The sequence below is a fragment of the Chryseolinea lacunae genome (genome assembly GCF_016735595.1).
GTDB classification, from domain to species: Bacteria; Bacteroidota; Bacteroidia; order Cytophagales; family Cyclobacteriaceae; genus Chryseolinea; species Chryseolinea lacunae.
Genome location: NZ_JAERRB010000005.1, coordinates 461,503 through 479,415 on the forward strand (window position 1 = coordinate 461,503; position 17,913 = coordinate 479,415).

The window sequence follows — 17,913 nt, forward strand, 5'->3', positions numbered from 1 at the left end:
TTTTCAGGTCTTTTAGAAATTTGCAACTATCCCAGCGCGATACGTCTTCGGTTGTGCATACTCATACGAACTCACACCGGTTTGCTGAAATCCTTTCACCCCAAGCTCAGGCTCAATGCCCGGGTAGCTTGTGAACGTCAAAAGATTTTCTCCACTCACGTATACCTTCAAGTTCGACATCTTGATGCTGGATGTTACAGCAGACGGGAAATTGTAGCCCAGCTGCAGACTTTTTAAGCGCATATAGGAGCCGTTCTCCAGGTAATAATCCGACATCCTGAAATTGTCGTTCGGATCATTGGCCGAAATTCTGGGCTGCGCATTGGATGTGCCGGGTCCATGCCATGAAGACGCCACCAGGCCTTCAACAATGTTATTGGTGCCTTGGCCCCTGTAGCTAAAAAACTTCTCATACATCAGGATCTTGTTGCCGTATTGTCCTTGAAAAAACATACTCAACTCTATGCCCTTATATTCCAGGTTGAGACTGTATCCATACGAAAATTTAGGAAGCGCCGAACCGATCACAACCCGGTCGTCATCGTTCAGCACGCCGTCTGCATTCACATCTTTAAATCTAAAATCTCCGGGTCTTGCGTTGGGTTGCATAAGAACGCCATCGCTTGATTTGTGCGCATCCACTTCCTCTTGCGTCTGGAAGATGCCATCCGTTTTAAAGCCTATAAATTCACCTATCGAACGTCCCGCTTCGGTCACGGTCGGGATGCCACTGAACCGGTAGCTATACCCCAAAATCTTATTATCTTCTTCTCCCAGGCTTATCACTTTATTCTTATTCACCCCCAGATTTCCGCTGAGGCTATAGGTGAGTCCACCGACTTTATTGGTGTAGGATGCGTAGAATTCAACACCCCGGTTTTCTATTTTCCCCAAGTTAGACCAGGGTTGCAAGTCGCCATAGCCGGCGTTCAATGGGGTGGTTACGCGAAGCAGGTTGTCTTTTGAAGTGCGGATATAATAATCAGCCGTTAGTTTAAACCTGTCCTGGAACAAAGCAAGGTCAATTCCGAAGTTCGTTTGCTCCTGGGTTTCCCAGGTCAAATCCGGTGTGCCAATGGTTCCGGGTAGTATGCCTTGCCAAAGTGTTTGATAGGGATATCCTGACGGATCGCCACCGGGAAACGGACCCGAGGCCGAAAACGGATAGGTGATGTGCCGCGAGCTGTTATACAATGATTGAGTTATGTAGGCCGGCACGGCCGAGTTTCCAAGTTGTCCCCAACCCGCACGTATCTTCAGGTCGCTGATCACCGACACGTCGCGAAAGAAGCTCTCTTCCGAAATTCTGTAGGCTGCAGAGAACGACGAAAAAGTGCCCCACCGGTAGTCTCGTGTAAATTTAGACGACCCGTCGCGGCGGATACTGGCTGTCAGTAAATATTTGTCTGCATAGTTATAGTTCAGTCGTCCAACATAAGAAAGAAGTTTGCTTTCATAATATTGTTCACCCACCGCCGGGCCAGAGGTGGCCAGGTTCAAAAATTGCACGTTCGCATTGTTAGACGGCAATCCCTGAGCGGAAGCCAGAACTGTTTCCGCCTGATTGTGCAAGGCATCAATGGCACCGACCAGGCTCACAGCATGTTTCCCAAAATTCTTTGAGTAGGTGAGTTGATTGATCCAGTTCCAGGTGTTTGATGCATCGTTCGAACGCGATGTCGAGTTTACCTGCCTTCTGTCCTGACCGGAAATGAAATAGTTTGGTAAGGAATTTTTTTCAAGACCGCGTGTCATGTTGATGCCGATGTTGGTTTTAAACACCAGGTCCTTCAGGATCGAGTATTCTATGAAGCCATTGCCGAACAACTGAAATTGGGAGTATTTCAGATTGGTTCGGGCGAGCCCTGCAACAGGATTGGGTGTGCCGGTGAAAAGGGAGGGCGAATATAAATCGTAAGGATTTCCCGGATTGCCGCCCGCCAGCTCAGTGTCCTGTGGCGTTCGTGTCACCGTTGTGAGCGGGTCGATTTGAAAAGCCTGCGACAACAATGAGTTGTCTGACGAAAAATTTAACCCACCGGTTGTTGTTGCATCATACAACGGGTTTATGCCTTTACGCGTAGAGTTAACCAAATTTAGATTGACTCCGACTTTGATCTTATCACTCACCTTATAGTCGGTGTTGTATCGGAACGAGAGTCTGTCAAAATCAGTCGCCCGCACGATGCCCGATTCGTTGTAGTAGCTCACACTGGTCAGGTATTTAAAGGAATCGTTACCGCCTGAAATTGAGACGTTATAGTTTTGAACAACGCCTTTCTGATAGAGTTTGTCGGCCCATTTCGTGGAGTTTGGATTTGCCTTCTGCAGTTGGTTATATATATTGTCCTGAACCGCAGAATAGTCTTTCGTCAGATCAACACCGTCAAGAAGGGGATAGTAAGGCTTGTAGTAGTCAACGATGTCGTTGACCGTTGCACCCGCAGCTTTTTTCGACAGCAGATACGTTGTGCCGAATTCCGCCGAACCCGCGGGCTGGATAGATTCACGCAACATTTTCACGCCAACAAACGAATCAAACGTGACGCGCGGGGCACCTGTTTTGCCGCGCTTGGTTGTTATCATAACAACACCGTTTGCTCCTTGTGCGCCATAGATTGCCGCGGCCGAAGCATCTTTCAGCACTTCAATTCTTTCGATGTCCGAGGGATTCAAAAACGTGATCGCATTCGGCCCTGCTCCCAACTGAATTCCATCAACCACATACAACGGGTCATTGCCGCTATTGATTGATCCGGTCCCTCTGATTCGGACCGTGACTCCCCCACCCGGCACGCCCGAATTGGAAGTAACATTGACGCCGGCCGCTCTTCCCTGCAACGCCAATCCCACGTTCGACACACCGGTGGCCACAATTTCTTTTGACTTCACAGAACTCACCGCGCCGGTTAAGTCTCTTTGTTTAACATCGCCGTACCCAACCACAACCACTTCGTTCAGCGTCTGCGAATCCGGTTCGAGCGCTACGTTGATTTGCAATTGGCTTCCTACGCGTATTTCCTTTGGTGAGTAGCCAATAAATGAAAAGACGAGAACAGCATCTTCATCTTTTACATTAATTGAATATTTTCCCTCATTATCCGATGTGGTTCCGTTTGTCGTTCCCTTTTCAATGACATTCACACCGGGCAATGCAAGGCCGGTTTCGTCGGCAATAGCGCCTTGAATTTGCAGCGAATAGGTTGCCGCATACAGATCAGGTTCAGCATCCGGCAAAGTCCTGTTGGATGCCGTTGCCTTCTTGGTGAGAATGATGTGGTCACCATCCACATCGTATTTGATGTTTTTCGAAATAAGAATGGTGTTCAGCACGTCGCCTAGCTTTTCCTGACTGGCTTGAATGGTGACCTTTTCGGTGGCCGCAATTAAGTGCGATTGGAACAGAAACGTGACGTTTGCAGCTTCACCGATTTGATTAAGGGCCTTGCGCAGCGTGGTGTTCTCGATCTTCACAGAAATTTTCTTCTCTAGCACACCCTGCCCAATCACCGAACCCGCATAGGCAAAGCTTAAACAACCTGTTAGCAGCAGGCCGTGGATAAGTGTGACTCTCATAAGGAACAAGACTTTTTCATGAACTTGTAATCGTTTTTTCATAATTTTAAATGTTTGTCTGAAGTATAAAAGGGACAAATGGTAGCCGGCCCCCAAAAGGGAGCAAGCCGGGTACTTGAAAAAACCGGTGATGCTCGTAACATCCCGGTTTTTTAATGTTCAAAAGCTATTGGTTAGCCATAGGGTAAGGGTTTAGGTGGTTGGTAAGGTTGGGGTTGTTTAAAATGATGCATTCGTTTGTTTACGATAAAGAGAGCTGTTTTTCGATTCAACTCGTCTATGACCGATAATTTTTTTTGAAGCATTAACAAAATGAGCCTGAATGACTCAAATTCACACCGATTCTCCCACAGTCAACCGTAGGGGTATTTTCGAAATATCCCGGAGCAGAGCGTTAAACCAGCGCCATGCGCTGTTCCTTTATTCGGCAATCAAATGAAACGCATTTTTTTACGGTGGTCATCGGCACGGCAACCTCTTTTAAAGGCAGAGATGAGGGCGGGACAGGATCACCGGATTTATCACCTCGGCTAAAGGAAAAAACTCCTTTTGAATTTAATGTTCTTCTGACTGCAAACGCAATCTGACTCATGAGACTTCCCCGAAACTATAGCCCCGCTATGACGTTGTTGAAAACTGCACACCAGTTGACTATGAACCAATATCCACGCTAAGAAATACATTTAACAAGTTGTAGATTAACTAACTTAAATACTCAATCACCATAGATTCATGAGAGCAACTTTCATTGCCACCCTTGTCCTCGCCTTCCTAGCATTGTCCTGCAAGGAGGATAATGAGAAATCAGGGCTTTCTTTTAAAAAGGTATCCAATCCTGTCTGGGAAGGAACGTTGACTGCTGCTGATCCGGACGTGGTGAGGGACGGCGATACACTGAGAATGTACTACTCAAGCCTTGTCATTGATGGCCATGAGAAACTGGTTATCGCCGGCGCCAAATCTATCGATGGAAAGCAGTGGATACCTTCAGACAATAATAAGGCAGGAGACGAAAGCATTTCGCTTGACGCAAATCCCGGCAAATGGGACAATCATCTTGAAGCCAATGCCGTGATGCGTGAGGGTGATAAAGTGATGATGTTTTATTGTGGCTATGAAAAAGAGGCCGACGCTGCCGGAACCATTGTAGCAAAAGGACAAATTGGGCTGGCTACCTCAGCGGACAAAATCAACTTCACCCGAATTTCATCGGACCCGATATTGGCGATCGGAGCAAACAACGCAAAGGATGCAAACGCCTTGTTCTCTCCAACCCTATTGAAAGAGGGCGATACCTACTACATGCTCTATGTAGGCTATTGCATCGAGAATTGTTCGCCGGCATTTATCGGGATTCTCGGAGCGACTTCTCCCGACGGCATAAACTGGACAAAGCTCCCCAACCCTGTATTGACGGGAGCCGACAAAAATCTACCCTGGGCCGAAGTCATTAAAGAACCGGACTTGGTGAAAGGGCCCGATGGCCTATTCTACTTGTTCATTTCCGGCGATCACAGCATTGGTGTTGCCCGAAGTGAAAACATACTGGGCCCTTACGAGGTGTATCCTGATCCGATCATTCAACCCACCTTGGATTGGGAAGGCAGCGACGTAATAGCCCCCTCCGTAATCATCGAAAATAATAAAGTCCGCATTTGGTATATGGGCGTAACCGTCAAGGGCAGTGGTGCAGACTTCTCCATTGGGTATGCCGAATCTGATTTTCCTTTGGATTGGTGATTTTATGGGCACTCCCATGCTCCTACAACTATTTGTCGGGATAAAAATACTAAGAGATCATCGACATAATCATAACAATTTCCCGTCCCGCCGCATGTCTTATTCTACTTGCGAAATTTTTCAAATCCCTTAGAAGGTCGGATAAATTTTAGTGAGCAGGAAGTAGAACAATTAGATTGAAGATAAAAAATTATCCCCAGCCCTTGCTTGACTAAAGACCTTGGAGAAGTTCCAATCAGGCAAGTCATCACTTTTATTGATAAATCGTCACCTGTTCCCTTGCCGCGGATGTTGTTATTGGGATTTGGGAAACTTTTTCGAGTGTCTAGGAAAATCAATTATCTATTGCTCTAAGTTCAAGATAGTTTCGCTGACTAAATCCAATAACTATGGAAAATCCAAAATTTCGAATCAAGCCCTCGATCAACAATCAATTCTATTTTGTGTTGCGCGCTAGGAATGGAGAAATTGTATTAGCGGCTAGCGAGAACTACACGACAAAACAATCGTGCAAAGTGGGAATTGCTTCGGTGAAAGAAAATGCCCCCTACAATGACCGCTACGAGAAGAAAAACACATCGAGCAATTATAGCTTCCTATTAAAGGCTTCAAATGGAAAAGTCCTTGGCAAAAGCGAAACCTATTAACACCAACAAGAAAATGACAAACCCTTTAAATATTCATTTTTTCAAAGCCGTGCATTCGTGCTTGACAATTGTCTGCTTTATACTTTTGTTTCACATATGCGCGCCATCAAATGCGCAGGATCAAAAGACTCAAGAGAAGCAACTGACTACTAAATTTGAAGAATTTAGCTCAAAGGTAGGTTCCATGCTTAAATTTGAAGACTATCCGCTGTCCCCTCTAAAAATCAAATTAGGCGGATCAGTTGAAACGCGAATCAGAAAATTGTCAAGCGGCGGAGTCACCATGCATTTCTATCAAATTCAAAAGCGAGCGCAATACAGTACCTCTTCCGCATCCATCGAATATTCCGACCTATTGGAAATCCTAAGATCTCTTGCTACTTTGAAGCAAGCGTCCGGAGCAGACCAAAGCCGCAATCCTTACTACCTGGAAAATAAGTTTATCACCACCGATGGATTTCAGGTTGGTTATTTTGTAAGCGACGGAAAACTGAGCTGGTATATTAAACTTGAGCAATACGGATCCGACAATACTCTTTTTATCAGTGACCCTGAATTTCTCGCCTCGTCCTTTAATGAGGCTAAAGCCAAAATTGACGATTTAACCAAAAACAACCGTTAGGTGTAAATTCATCGGCACTGGACAGGGCTGGCATACAGGCTCCTCTAAGGCTTGCTTTGCCCCTGGAGATACAACTTTATATTCCACACATGCACCTGATTGTCATGTGTGGAATAATTTAAACAGTACATCCAAACAACCTTTGTCAAATCGACTTAGTCTGACGTAAAACTTCACCCCTTTTTTACGAGATAATCACCTCCGTTTTAGAGGGACCAAGTCCAGTGCACTTACGCGGAGAGGGCGGGACAGCCACCTACGTTGCAATGAATTGATCCTCACTTAGCAGAGCTCATTCCTTAAGATCAACGAATCTATCACCTCAGGGAGAAGAAAAATTCAAGATTCACATTAAGCAATTAGAGGGATAAATTACTATTAGCCAATAGGGAGATCTTAACCATGATATACCAACAAGTTTATGCTCATGTTAGGTAACATCAGCGGCCTCCTTTCGTGGCACATGGAGCGGTGAAGTTTTCCAGGAGACCAGTTTCTATTTGCAAAAAAAGCAACAAAGATGAATTCCCTTTGTTGCTTTTTTTCGTGGATATAGAGGATGTTAGCGCTCTATGAAAATCCAATTACACTTTTTCCAAAGGCATGTCGACATTTCTTTCAACGTTGTGCAACGCAAACTTGTGTGAGCCGGGGATTTTGGAAAACAACATGTTCTGAACTTCATTGTTAATGAGGCATTTTGATTTGCCATTAAAGTGAACGTTGCAGGGAAATGTGCGCGATATCTTGCTGTATAGCCTGCCGCGGCTCACCATAAAGTTTTTTGTAAACCACTCCTGCTTGCTGTCCTTGTATTGCTGATAGCTGACCTTGTCGCCTTCCACAAGTCTGTCTTCTCCTATCTCGGGTGAGAACGTGCAGAATATCTCGCAGGCAGAGTCGAGCGATATCAAGTCCTGGTTGTTCAGATAACGGATCGTCCAGAGATATTGATTGCTGAATTGAAAGTTGTCTTCGTGATCGGCCAGGTTGTCCGACAGAAAATCCTTTATTAGTCCGGCTCGTCCGATAAATCCGCCACTGTTCAGATAGCGATAGGGCGTTTCCGTTTTCGGGTATTGCTGCGCTAGGCTTTTGTCGGGATAACAAAAGCTCTCTGCGCTAAACAACAGATCTGTTTTTGCCTGTTTGAACTTGTACATGATTTCGTACTCGTCGCTCATGAGCAGGGAGTCGTAGCCATCGGTGAATAAGACAATTTCGTCGCTGTTCACATCTTCCAAGTAGTCGCGCAGCAATGAATCCTTCATGCGATTGCCCGAGAATTCATCATCGTTGCAGTGGATGGTCACAAATTCCAAACTGTTGAGCGCGCAAGACAATTTCAACAACACGAAACCGTGTGAGTTCTGATCGGAAATAACTGTTATGACTTTCATAGTTTCAAGAGGTTATGCGTGAAGGCTCCGACTGGAGGGCCAGAATTTTGTCGTTCAATTCAACAAACGTGCAGTCCATGAACAGCCGCGTTGCAAGGGTGTTGTACTTTCCGTTGAAGTATTTCTTGTTAGCCACTTCCTCTCCAAATTTTTCTTTCATTGTTGCTTCGCGGTCGTGTGGAAAGTGGATCGACTCGGCAGCGGCGTTCACCACAAACGATACATCGTTGGCATGCAGCCTGTACCCCAGGTCGAGATCTTCAACACCCCAGTTGTAGTCGTAGTTTTCATCAAACATTCCCACTTCCACCAGGCTCGCTTTTGTGGCCGACACGTTGCAGGTAACAAAAAATATCCACGGCGCGGGCAGTCCGGCAAGGCTGTAGTTGACGCTTTTGTAGAAGTCGTGTCGCATGTCCAGAAACTCACCGCGTTCGCGCAGCAAGCCGATGGTGCGGTCGGGGTCGAGAATGTCGATCGCGTCGCGAAACGTGTCAACATTTTTGATGTATTGGTCGTAGCCATACACATAGCCGATAACGGCCTGTGGCACCTCTTTCGCCCGGTGTGTTTGAATGTGCTCGCGTATGCAACCCGATGCCAGCAAAACACCACTGTCTACAAAAATCAAAATCTCTCCCTGTGCATTTCGAATGCCCATGTTTCGTGCCGACGCCACACGATAACCTTTGTCGTCCTGAAAAAAATAACGAAGGCGCATCAGCGGTTCATACTTCCGAACAATTTCGCGCGTGTTGTCGTCCGAGCCATCGTCGGCCACAATCACTTCGATGGTTTGGTGGCCAAGGTCCTGGTTCAGGATCGAATGAAGGGTGTAGTCCAGCAACGTGCTCCTGTTGTAGGTCGGAACAATCACCGTAGCATCAATCTTTGTCTCTTTGTTGTTCATAGCTTTTCTTTGGATCGTTTTGAAAATATTAAACCAGCAGGTCAATGATTCTCGTGGTTGGGTTCCGTGTTGTTGCGTGCAGAAATTTGATGTATTGCTCAAACAGCGCCTCGATCATACCGGGTGCATAATAGTATTGATAGCTGCGACACTCCAGCGAAAGACCGTTTGCATATTCCTTTATTTCCAGGTATGAGTTGGCCAACATCCGCTCGGGTGAAGACACCTGGCTGACGTGCCGTGGCGTGAAATCAAGGATGTGGTTTTGTTTTGATGCTTCGGTGGCCAGGTAGTTGATCTTGAATATGTTCTTGTTGCAGAAGGGCCAACTGCCGTCGGCTTCCCACGGGTATTTGAATTTGGTTGATTCCAGAAAATTATGGCAGAGCCCCACCACCGCGTCGGTCACCGAATTATCAGGATCGATCCTGTTGAACAGAAAGATATATTCCGTGCAATTTCCCACCATGTTCTCCAGCTCCAGGCGGTCGCGGTCCATAAACAAAATGGAGGTGAGCACATTTCGTTGCTCAAATATTCTCGAAAGAAAAATTATAAACGTAGACGTTACCAAACCAAAAAGACTGACGTGACGTTGCACAGCCAGCACGCGCAGTTTCGCGATCAAGTCTTCGCCTACAAAAAATGTATGGAAATGTTTGTGCGCCAATTTCTCGACGTGACGTTCAGAAAATCGGGCGTAGAGTTTGTTAAAATCAAATTCAAAAGAATTGTCCAAATGGCGTTCCTCCCAATAGGCTTTGTGGTCGTAGTGTGCCATGGCGTCGTTTTTCCAGGCCACAAAATCTTTCAGCTGAATTTGCTCACGCGTCGTAGGCACGTCGCTCCAAGCCACAAATGCGTTGTAGATCTCAAAAAATTCATTCATTAGAAAATCGATCGACGCAAGGTCGAACACAATGTGCTCGGCGAAGACCGCGATCAGGCACGACTCGTCGTCAACGTGGTGGACCTGCATCTTGAAGAGGCATTCTTTTTCAAGATCAATCATACGCGCAGTTTCCTTATCAATACATTCTTTTGCAGCGCCGCCGGGGTCATTTTGTTGTCGCCAGTCAAACACTTCCACCCCATAGCGTTGTGCATCGTAGTCGTGAATTTTGAGTTTCAGTTCGCCATCGAGCGTAAAGAAATTTGTGCGCAAGGCTTCATGGCTTTTGATGATATGGATGAACACGCGTTTCAATACATCGATGTCGACGGAAACGTTTTTGACAATTGTCATCTTGAACAGATCTTCGCCACGGCCTCGTTTGGTAGCAAAATTCCAGTCGACGCGCTGGTGGTTCGAGGTGTTGTAGTATTCCTGATCTTCTATGGGTTGAATGGTCTGCGGGGTGGTGTGGCGTTCTGAAAAATACGTGACCATGGCGGCCTTATTTGCTTTCAGCAGGTGCATCAGTTCGGGTGTGAGATTCTCTTTGGCGCCCGAGATTACGAGCTGACCATCCTTCACGCGAATGCTCACATTTATGGCCTTCAAATTTTCCAGCAGGGCCGTTCGAACATCGTTTTCAACATCCATTGTTTCGTTTGTTTCTGCGTGCATGACAGGCTTCAGTTTTTATGCCGTGAGGTAGCGTTTTGCCGGTGTCGGGCTGTCGCCAACCGCTGACCGTACTAAATACGCGATCCTGTTTCGCGACATAAAAAATTTTAGACAAACGTTGCTCTGGTGTAGACGTAATTGGATTTCGGGCTGTCTCGTTTAAAAACCGGCATGCGAGAATCCCGACGCGCTCACCCACCATCGTCGCAAAAACATCACCATGGATTTTTCTTTTTTAGCAATGTCTACAAACAAAAAAAGCCCCGACAAGTCGGAGCTTTTTTTGCGCTACAGGTGAGCTGGGTTTTTAGTGAATCTTGTCTATCGCTTCATCATGAACGGGTTTATAGTGATCGTGCCATTGCATTTTCTTTTTCATTCGTTGTGCTTCAGTCAATTCCGGAACAAGCTCATAGACCAGTTCTTTCATTTTAATGGACTGCATAAAAATTCGAACGTCGTCCGAAGGTGATTCAAAACACGCCATGATCGACCGGCGCAAATTAGACGTCTCGCCGACCATGCGGGGGTTAGCCGCTTTGCCACCGATGCGCCCGCAAATCAAGTAGACGGCCGGAGCCTCCGGTATCGTCTGCAGGTTGTCGCGACCGTCGAGATTGTTGGCGTGGTGATATAGTGTTGTGCTGAGGTAGCCGGCGTGTTTTTCGAGCGGAACATAGAAGTGGGGCATACGCTACTTTTTAAAACGGATCGATATTGAAGCTGTGGCCTTTCACAAAATAGCCGAGTGAGCCATTTCTTATCTTAAACGAAATACCAAATTCATCTTCCCAATGATGAAGTATGGATTGCTCGCCCGGGCGATCGGCATCGTCCAGAAACACGATGGCATTGGGGGCCAGTTTAGTCATAACAAACTGCATCGCCGGGTAGCGTGCCTGGCCCTTGGTTTCCTCCCATGCCGGTGGTCCGTCAATCACCACCATGTCCCACGGGCCGGCAAACAAATTCAATACGTTCAAGTCGTACCACACGTTGGATTGCAAGGCCAGGGGGCATGGTTTGAGCGGTGCATAAATAACGGAAAGCACATCGTCGAGCCGCTCGTTTTTTATGAGGGTTTCCATCACCTTCACCCATTTCAGATCATGCTCTACGGTAGTGACCGTTGCCGTCAGTTTATTCTTCCGAATCAGACGCCCCATCAAAATGGTCGACATACCAGCTCCGAATTCCAGGATATTTTGCCGGCCGTTCACAACGATGTCGTTGAGCAGATACGTCAGGTCTACGGGGCCCATGGCCGAATTAGACATCGGCAAGTAGGGACCCTCAAGCAGTGTCTGGAGAATGTTGAATGCATATACGTCTTTCAGTTTCCGCTTGACATCGTGAACATGTTCGTCAAGGTCTATTTCTTTTAGTTCCAGATATTCGTTCATTGTCATGTTTCAGGTTACGTTGAATCGATTTTGCTTTGATTGTCAATTGACCGCCACCATTTCCGGCGCAAACCGCGGCACTTTCACAGACTGCATTTTTGATATAATGCCCGTGGTGCTGGAGTTTTTGATGTAAGGCGCCAGTACGACATGACCACCATAGGATTGGATAAAATCAAATCCCACAACGTCTTCACGTTTATAGTCGGCGCCCTTAATGAGAACATCGGGTTTCAATGTGCGGATCAAATGCTCCGGCGTGTCGTCTTCAAAGAGCACGATGGCGTCGACGCTGGAGAATTCCGACATCACGATGCAACGTTCTTTCTCATTGTGAATAGGACGCGTGGCGCCCTTGAGCCGCTTCACAGAACAGTCGCTGTTAACAGCCACGATGAGGCGGTCGCAATTCTTTTTGGCAAACAGTAACGTCTGGATGTGGCCGACGTGAATGAGATCAAAACAACCGTTGGTGAACCCGACGGTCAATCCTTCTTTACGCCAGCGCTGCACCAGCAGCGACAGTTCTTTCATCTTACTGACCTTGCTGTCGGCACGTACTTCTCTTTCTATCTCCGCTGCGGTGGTAGTGGACGTTCCCGTTTTTCCCACCACAATGCCCGCCGCAATATTCGACAGCGCGCAGGCATCGTCCATTTGCGCGCCGGTGGCATAGGCCGCTGCCAGCGAGGCGATGACCGTGTCGCCTGCCCCCGACACATCGTATACATCGCGCTTGCATGCGGCAAACCACGTGCTGTTTTCGGGAGTAATCAACATCATGCCCTCCTTGCCCAGTGTGAGCAGACAATACTGCACGCCCAGGCTGGCGATCAGTTCCCTTGCATAGAATTCTTCCTTGCCAACAATGTTCGCGTTGGGAAAGGCTTGCCGCAGTTCTTTTTCATTTGGCTTTATGAGTGTGGCATTTCTGTAGAGCGAGTAGTCGCTTCCTTTGGGATCGACAAACACCGGAATGTTTTTTGACGTTGCCAGTTTGATGATGCCCTCGCACAACCGGCTTGACAACACACCCTTCTTGTAGTCCGACAACACAATGATGTCGGTGGTGGCCAACTGGAGGTTCACCAGTTCGATAATCTGGTTCTCGACGGCCACAGAATGAACGGGCGCGCCCTCCACATCGGTTCTCAAAATCTGTTGATATCCTGACACGTATCGTGTTTTAGTGACGGTGGGTGTTGCCTTGCATTTCAGCAAGTATGACGTCACGTTCTCGATCGCGTTCAGCAGGTCGGTCACCTTTCCGCCATTTTCGTCGGTTCCGATAATACTGATCAGACAGGACCTGGCGCCCAGTGAACTCAGATTTGAAATTACGTTGCCGGCGCCGCCCAACATGGCCTTCTGTTCCTGAATTTTCAAGACGGGGATCGGCGCTTCCGGAGAAATGCGATCGACCGAACCGTAGACATATGTGTCGAGCATAACGTCACCTATAACAAGGACGGATGCATTCTGGAGGTTTCTAGTAATGGAGTGTATAGTGTTCATCGCAAAATTCACATAAGAGGTGACCAATTAAAATATGTGCTTCCTGTATTCTCGCCGTGTCGTTGGCGGCCACGATGATCGGCAGGTCCACGAGGTTGCCGGCCACGCCACCATCTTTGCCCAGCAAACCGATGGTGAACACGCCGCGTGTTTTTGCCGCTTCAATGGCCTTCACAAGACACGGGCTGTTTCCTGAAGTGGATATTGCCACCAACACATCGCCTGGATTGCAGAGGCTGCTGACCTGACGTTCGAATATGTATTCATAACCAAAGTCGTTGGCCACGGCGGTGATGATGGAAGTGTCGGTGGTGAGGGCCATGGCCGGCAGCGGCTTTCGGTTGGTTTTGAAACGACCCACAAATTCTGCGGCCAGGTGCTGGCTGTCGGCGGCCGATCCGCCGTTGCCCATAAAACAAATCTTGCCACCGCTGTTGAAGCATTTTAATGTGGCCCTGCAAAGTTCCTTTATGCCGTGCATATTGAACAGCAGCAGAGATTCGATCACGTTGGTGTGTGACTGAATGATTTCTTCAATCTTTGTGTCCGCTTCAGAATCAATCGCGCTGTCGTGGAGTGTGACATCATATGTATCCATAAAGTAAAAGGTTATAGGATGAAATTGTACAGGAGGAAAATCAGTTATTGCCATACGCCCTGTTGTGCTTCAGATAGTTGTCGACATAGTCGGCGATGCCGTCTTCGAGCGTATAAAACTCTCGTGTGTATCCTGCGTTTCGCAGCTTGTCGACATTTGCGCGGGTGAAATATTGGTAGGTGTGCCGCATCTTCTCCGGCATGTCTATGAATTCGATGGCTTCGGGTTTGCCGCATACGCGGAAGAGTGCTTGTGCCAGGTCGCAAAAACTTCGGGCCTTTCCGGAACCGACGTTGTAGATTCCAGACGCGGGGCGATGGTGCGCCATGTGCAGGCATACATCAACAATATCTTCGACATAGATAAAGTCGCGTTCCTGCCGGCCGTTTTCGAATTGCGAATTGTAGGATCGAAAGAGTTGAATCTTATGCGTGGTGTTGATTTGATGATAGGCATGCCAGATGACCGATGCCATCCTGCCTTTGTGATTTTCGTTGGGGCCAAACACATTGAAGAATTTCAGACCCGCCCAAAACGGCGGTCGCTGTTCCTGCTTCAATGCCCACGTGTCGAAGTGATGTTTTGAGTCGCCATAAGGGTTGAGGGGTGTGAGGCTGTCGAGGTGATCTTCGTCGTCGTTGAAGCCCAGCGTTCCCGCGCCGTAGGTGGCGGCCGAAGAAGCATAAACCAACGGGAGGTCATAGCGCACACAGCGTTGCCAAATGGCTTTTGTGTAGTCGGTGTTGAGTGCTCGCAGCAGTTCACGATCAAACTCAATGGTGTCGGTTCGTGCACCGAGGTGAAAAATAAAATCGACAGCGGCGTGATGCTTGTCGAGCCACGCCAGAAAGTGACGGCGGTCAACGCGCGTCAGGTTTGGCACATCGCGCAGACGGTTCTTGCGTTCCTCGTCGTGGAAGTTGTCTACCGCCACAATTTCGGCACCACGCAATTTTCTGGCAAGCACACTGCCGATAAAGCCCAGCGCACCGGTGACTACGATCATATTGATTTGGGTAAATGTTTTTTTTAAACAAGACTATTCCCTTGTGCGGGAAGCTGTGCCGGCACGAGAGGCCGATGTGTTTAGTCCACGGCTACGAGCGACTCGGTGGCTACGGTGTTCTCGATGATACGAACGATCTCCTTGACGTGATCGAAAATAAAAAAATGGTTTCCTGGAAATTGCCGGGCCACAATGGGCCGTGTTGTTTCGCGCTGCCAGGCCACAACCTGTTCGTAAGAAACCTGCTCGTCGGCGCCGGTCATTACGGTGATGGGCACATCAAATGCTTCCGACGGTTCGTATTCATAGGTGTCGAGCGCCTGAAAATCGGCTCTGAAAATGGGTTCGAAAAAACTCATGATGTCTTCGTCGTCCAGCACTTCGGCGGGGCTGCCGCCCAGCTCTTTAATGGCTTGGATAAATTTATCTTTGCTCAACAGATAGCGCGCCGGTTTCACATCGTCGCTGATGGATGGCCCGCCCCTGCCGGTCACAAAGAGGTGCAGGGGTTTTGGCAAATTGTCTCTGACGATGCGCTTAGTGACGAGGTAGGCCACCACGGTGCCCATGCTGTGTCCGTAGAGCGCATAGTTTTCGCCGGCGTGTTTCTTCACAAACTCGTAGGCGTCGTCAACGATGCGGCTCATCTCCGTCAACAGCGATTCCTTGAATCGTGCTCCCCTACCGGGATAGTCCAGCGGAACGATGTGAAGATGCCTGGGGGCAATCTTCGAGAACGTGTTGTAGGAATATTTACTGCCTCCCGCAAACGGGAAACACAAAAGATTAATTTTCATAGTTTTCGTGTTTAATGGCGCGGTGCAAAAACATCGTCGCCTTGAAATTCGGGAATTTGGTAACGATGATCTAACCAACCATCGTTACCCCAAACCATAACTAAACTATCAACGTCCGCACAGCGCCCTGGGCGGGTGCGAACCTTGTGCCCGACGTCATGTGTCGGGTCTGGCAAATGTGATACGGTATTCCAGCTGCGAGAGCGTTTTCTCTTCGTTCGGCCGATAGCTAAAATTGTCGTATCGTTTCAGTTCGTTGCTGATCGCATCGAGCTTGGCATCTTTCTCCGGTGTCAGAAAGAAGATGGCAGCACTCAAGCGCGTGAGGATGTTCTCATAGGGAAGTTCCCATGATTTTACAAGCCCTTGGCTTCGTAATTCATCGAGGTGCGTTTTCACTTCTATTATAGCGGGTATGTACATTGTTTTGTTTTTACGTTAAAAATGGAATTAGCAATTCTGATCCCTCGGCAACGACGATGTCGCCGTTTGTTTGCCGATCGTAGCATATGTTACCGTAGTCGAATTTGAGAATCCGATCGGCGCACGAAAAGTAGGCATCATCATGTGTTACGGCGATGATCGTTTTTCCCATGGCTCTTAGCTTTTTGAGAAACACCTTGTAGAAGTAGGCTCTGAAAACAGGATCCTGCTCAGCCGCCCACTCGTCCAACACCAGCACATCTCTTTCCTCCATCAACGCGTATACCATGGCTAGCCGCTTTTGCTGACCCTTTGATAGCTCGTGATGGATCCGGTTGTTGTCGTCATCGAATACGACAATCTTTGATAGCTGCATCTCGCCAATGTGGGCGCGTAGCGTCGGGTTGCTGCTCGACAAATTAAACTCATCATAGTTTTCATTAAACAGGTGGTTTTGAGTGAATATTACGGATAGTTTATTGCTGTAATAAGGATAGTTCTCCAGCAGAATTTTGTTTTCGTTGTAGTAGATATGACCGGCAACAGGCTTGTAGAGACCTGTGAGCAAATGAATGAAAGTGCTTTTTCCACTTCCATTTCCACCTACAATAAAGATCACTTCGCCCTTTCGTATCTCCAGGTTGATCGGCCCCACAACAAAAGGCTTCTCGCTTTCCTTCGCGGCATATTCATAGGTCAGCTGTTCGAAGCGCAGGCTTTGAAAATCGCCATTGAAGTCGAGCGCCGAATTGTAGGAGATGTCGCGTTCGGTGATGGTGCTCATGGTGTCTTCGTATTTCTTTAGTCGCTCCATGGCAATTTTCACACTGGTGTAGAACGGAACAAGCGTTATCAGCGTGCCCACCGGCCCGATGAGATAAAGTATGGTGACAATGAAGGTCGACACCATGCCCGTTTTCACATCGGTAATCACGGGAAGCAAATACATGACAAGTCCGAGAATGATGTACCAGCTGTAGCGGCCCATCAATTCGTTGTCGAGATATTTTATCGCTGTGGTTTCACCGAGACGTTTGCCGGTTACCCGGTTCGTGCGCAAACAGGTGTTAAAAATATTCTCGCTGCGCTTGAGACCCATTTTGATTTCCTTAAACCCCTGCAACATGTCGTTGAGGTAGCGGTAGTAGTCGTTTTGCAGGTCGCGGAGTTTATTCAGCTCCGTTTCAATGCCTTTGTTCCGCTTCAGGTATACCAACAGCAAGAACACGATCACACCCAGAATAAACACGCCGCCTATAGGGGAATTTATGAACATATAGCCCATACAGCACAGCACGATGATGGCCGAGTTGAATGCATTGATAAAGGTTTCCGGAATCTTGCCCAGCACACGTGTGTCTGAGATTGCCGTGAACACTTTCTCCACGCCCAGTTGCTCGAAGGCCTCGAATTCAGCATGTCGCAGTTTTTCGAGTACTTCCATCTCGAATTTGAACAGGATGTCGTTGGTTAGCTTCACCACATAGTATTGAAATATTTTGCTGCAAATGGCGGAGATCACAATGACACCAAAAAACAATGGCGCATTATATTTCGCATTGTCAAACAATGTGTGGTTCGAAATAGAATTGTTAATCAGTATCAGTAATCCGGTATAGGTAATGCTGTTCACTATCCCTAACAGTACCAAGAACGAGTAAAATATTTTTGATTTGCTCTTGAAGACATTGTAGATGTTCATATGC

The 17,913-nt window shown here is 47.6% G+C and carries 15 protein-coding genes; 3 read left to right on the forward strand and 12 right to left on the reverse strand.

The features are described from left to right. Positions 1-12 precede the first annotated feature (12 nt). Positions 13-3,576, reverse strand: a complete 3,564-nt coding sequence (locus tag JI741_RS17540; RefSeq protein ID WP_202011901.1) for a SusC/RagA family TonB-linked outer membrane protein — start codon at positions 3,574-3,576, stop codon at positions 13-15. 732 nt (positions 3,577-4,308) lie between these two features. Here JI741_RS17540 and JI741_RS17545 point away from each other — a divergent pair. From JI741_RS17545 to JI741_RS17555, 3 genes are all read left to right on the forward strand, one after another. After that, positions 4,309-5,316, forward strand: a complete 1,008-nt coding sequence (locus tag JI741_RS17545) for a glycoside hydrolase family protein (RefSeq protein WP_202011903.1) — start codon at positions 4,309-4,311, stop codon at positions 5,314-5,316. Between the two features lie 389 nt (positions 5,317-5,705). Further along, positions 5,706-5,963 (forward strand): YegP family protein, encoded by a 258-nt coding sequence (locus JI741_RS17550; RefSeq protein WP_202011905.1) that lies wholly within the window; start codon positions 5,706-5,708, stop codon positions 5,961-5,963. Next, complete coding sequence (locus JI741_RS17555; protein ID WP_202011907.1) at positions 5,929-6,585, forward strand: hypothetical protein; 657 nt, start codon at positions 5,929-5,931, stop codon at positions 6,583-6,585. The genes JI741_RS17550 and JI741_RS17555 overlap by 35 nt, the downstream gene beginning before the upstream one ends. A gap of 584 nt (positions 6,586-7,169) precedes the next feature. Here the strand turns inward: JI741_RS17555 and JI741_RS17560 are convergent. From JI741_RS17560 to JI741_RS17610, 11 genes are all read right to left on the reverse strand, one after another. Continuing rightward, entirely contained in the window at positions 7,170-7,985 is an 816-nt protein-coding gene (locus JI741_RS17560; RefSeq protein ID WP_202011909.1) for a glycosyltransferase domain-containing protein, read from the reverse strand. A gap of 4 nt (positions 7,986-7,989) precedes the next feature. Continuing rightward, positions 7,990-8,895, reverse strand: coding sequence for a glycosyltransferase (locus JI741_RS17565; RefSeq protein ID WP_202011911.1), 906 nt, complete (start codon positions 8,893-8,895; stop codon positions 7,990-7,992). Positions 8,896-8,923: 28 nt separating this feature from the next. Next, entirely contained in the window at positions 8,924-10,465 is a 1,542-nt protein-coding gene (locus JI741_RS17570; RefSeq protein WP_202011913.1) for a condensation domain-containing protein, read from the reverse strand. A gap of 307 nt (positions 10,466-10,772) precedes the next feature. After that, positions 10,773-11,156 carry a hypothetical protein gene (locus tag JI741_RS17575; RefSeq protein WP_202011915.1) on the reverse strand — a complete coding sequence of 128 codons (384 nt, stop codon included), beginning with the start codon at positions 11,154-11,156 and terminating at the stop codon, positions 10,773-10,775. Positions 11,157-11,166: 10 nt separating this feature from the next. Continuing rightward, a complete protein-coding gene (locus tag JI741_RS17580) occupies positions 11,167-11,874 on the reverse strand; it encodes a class I SAM-dependent methyltransferase (RefSeq protein ID WP_236676129.1) in 708 nt (235 codons plus the stop codon). Positions 11,875-11,910: 36 nt separating this feature from the next. After that, positions 11,911-13,383, reverse strand: a complete 1,473-nt coding sequence (gene rfaE1, locus JI741_RS17585; RefSeq protein ID WP_202011925.1) for a D-glycero-beta-D-manno-heptose-7-phosphate kinase — start codon at positions 13,381-13,383, stop codon at positions 11,911-11,913. After that, on the reverse strand, positions 13,358-13,981 hold the full coding sequence (locus JI741_RS17590; protein ID WP_202011927.1) for a D-sedoheptulose-7-phosphate isomerase: 624 nt from the start codon (positions 13,979-13,981) through the stop codon (positions 13,358-13,360). Before JI741_RS17590 ends, rfaE1 begins: the two co-directional genes overlap by 26 nt. 40 nt (positions 13,982-14,021) lie before the next feature. Continuing rightward, on the reverse strand, positions 14,022-14,987 hold the full coding sequence (gene rfaD / locus JI741_RS17595) for an ADP-glyceromanno-heptose 6-epimerase (protein ID WP_202011929.1): 966 nt from the start codon (positions 14,985-14,987) through the stop codon (positions 14,022-14,024). A gap of 80 nt (positions 14,988-15,067) precedes the next feature. Next, a complete protein-coding gene (locus JI741_RS17600; RefSeq protein ID WP_202011931.1) occupies positions 15,068-15,784 on the reverse strand; it encodes a thioesterase II family protein in 717 nt (238 codons plus the stop codon). A gap of 156 nt (positions 15,785-15,940) precedes the next feature. Continuing rightward, the gene (locus JI741_RS17605) at positions 15,941-16,207 is read right to left on the reverse strand and encodes a hypothetical protein (RefSeq protein ID WP_202011933.1); all 267 of its coding nucleotides are present in this window, start codon (positions 16,205-16,207) and stop codon (positions 15,941-15,943) included. A gap of 10 nt (positions 16,208-16,217) precedes the next feature. Then, positions 16,218-17,909, reverse strand: coding sequence for a cyclic peptide export ABC transporter (locus JI741_RS17610; RefSeq protein WP_202011935.1), 1,692 nt, complete (start codon positions 17,907-17,909; stop codon positions 16,218-16,220). Positions 17,910-17,913: the final 4 nt, after the last annotated feature.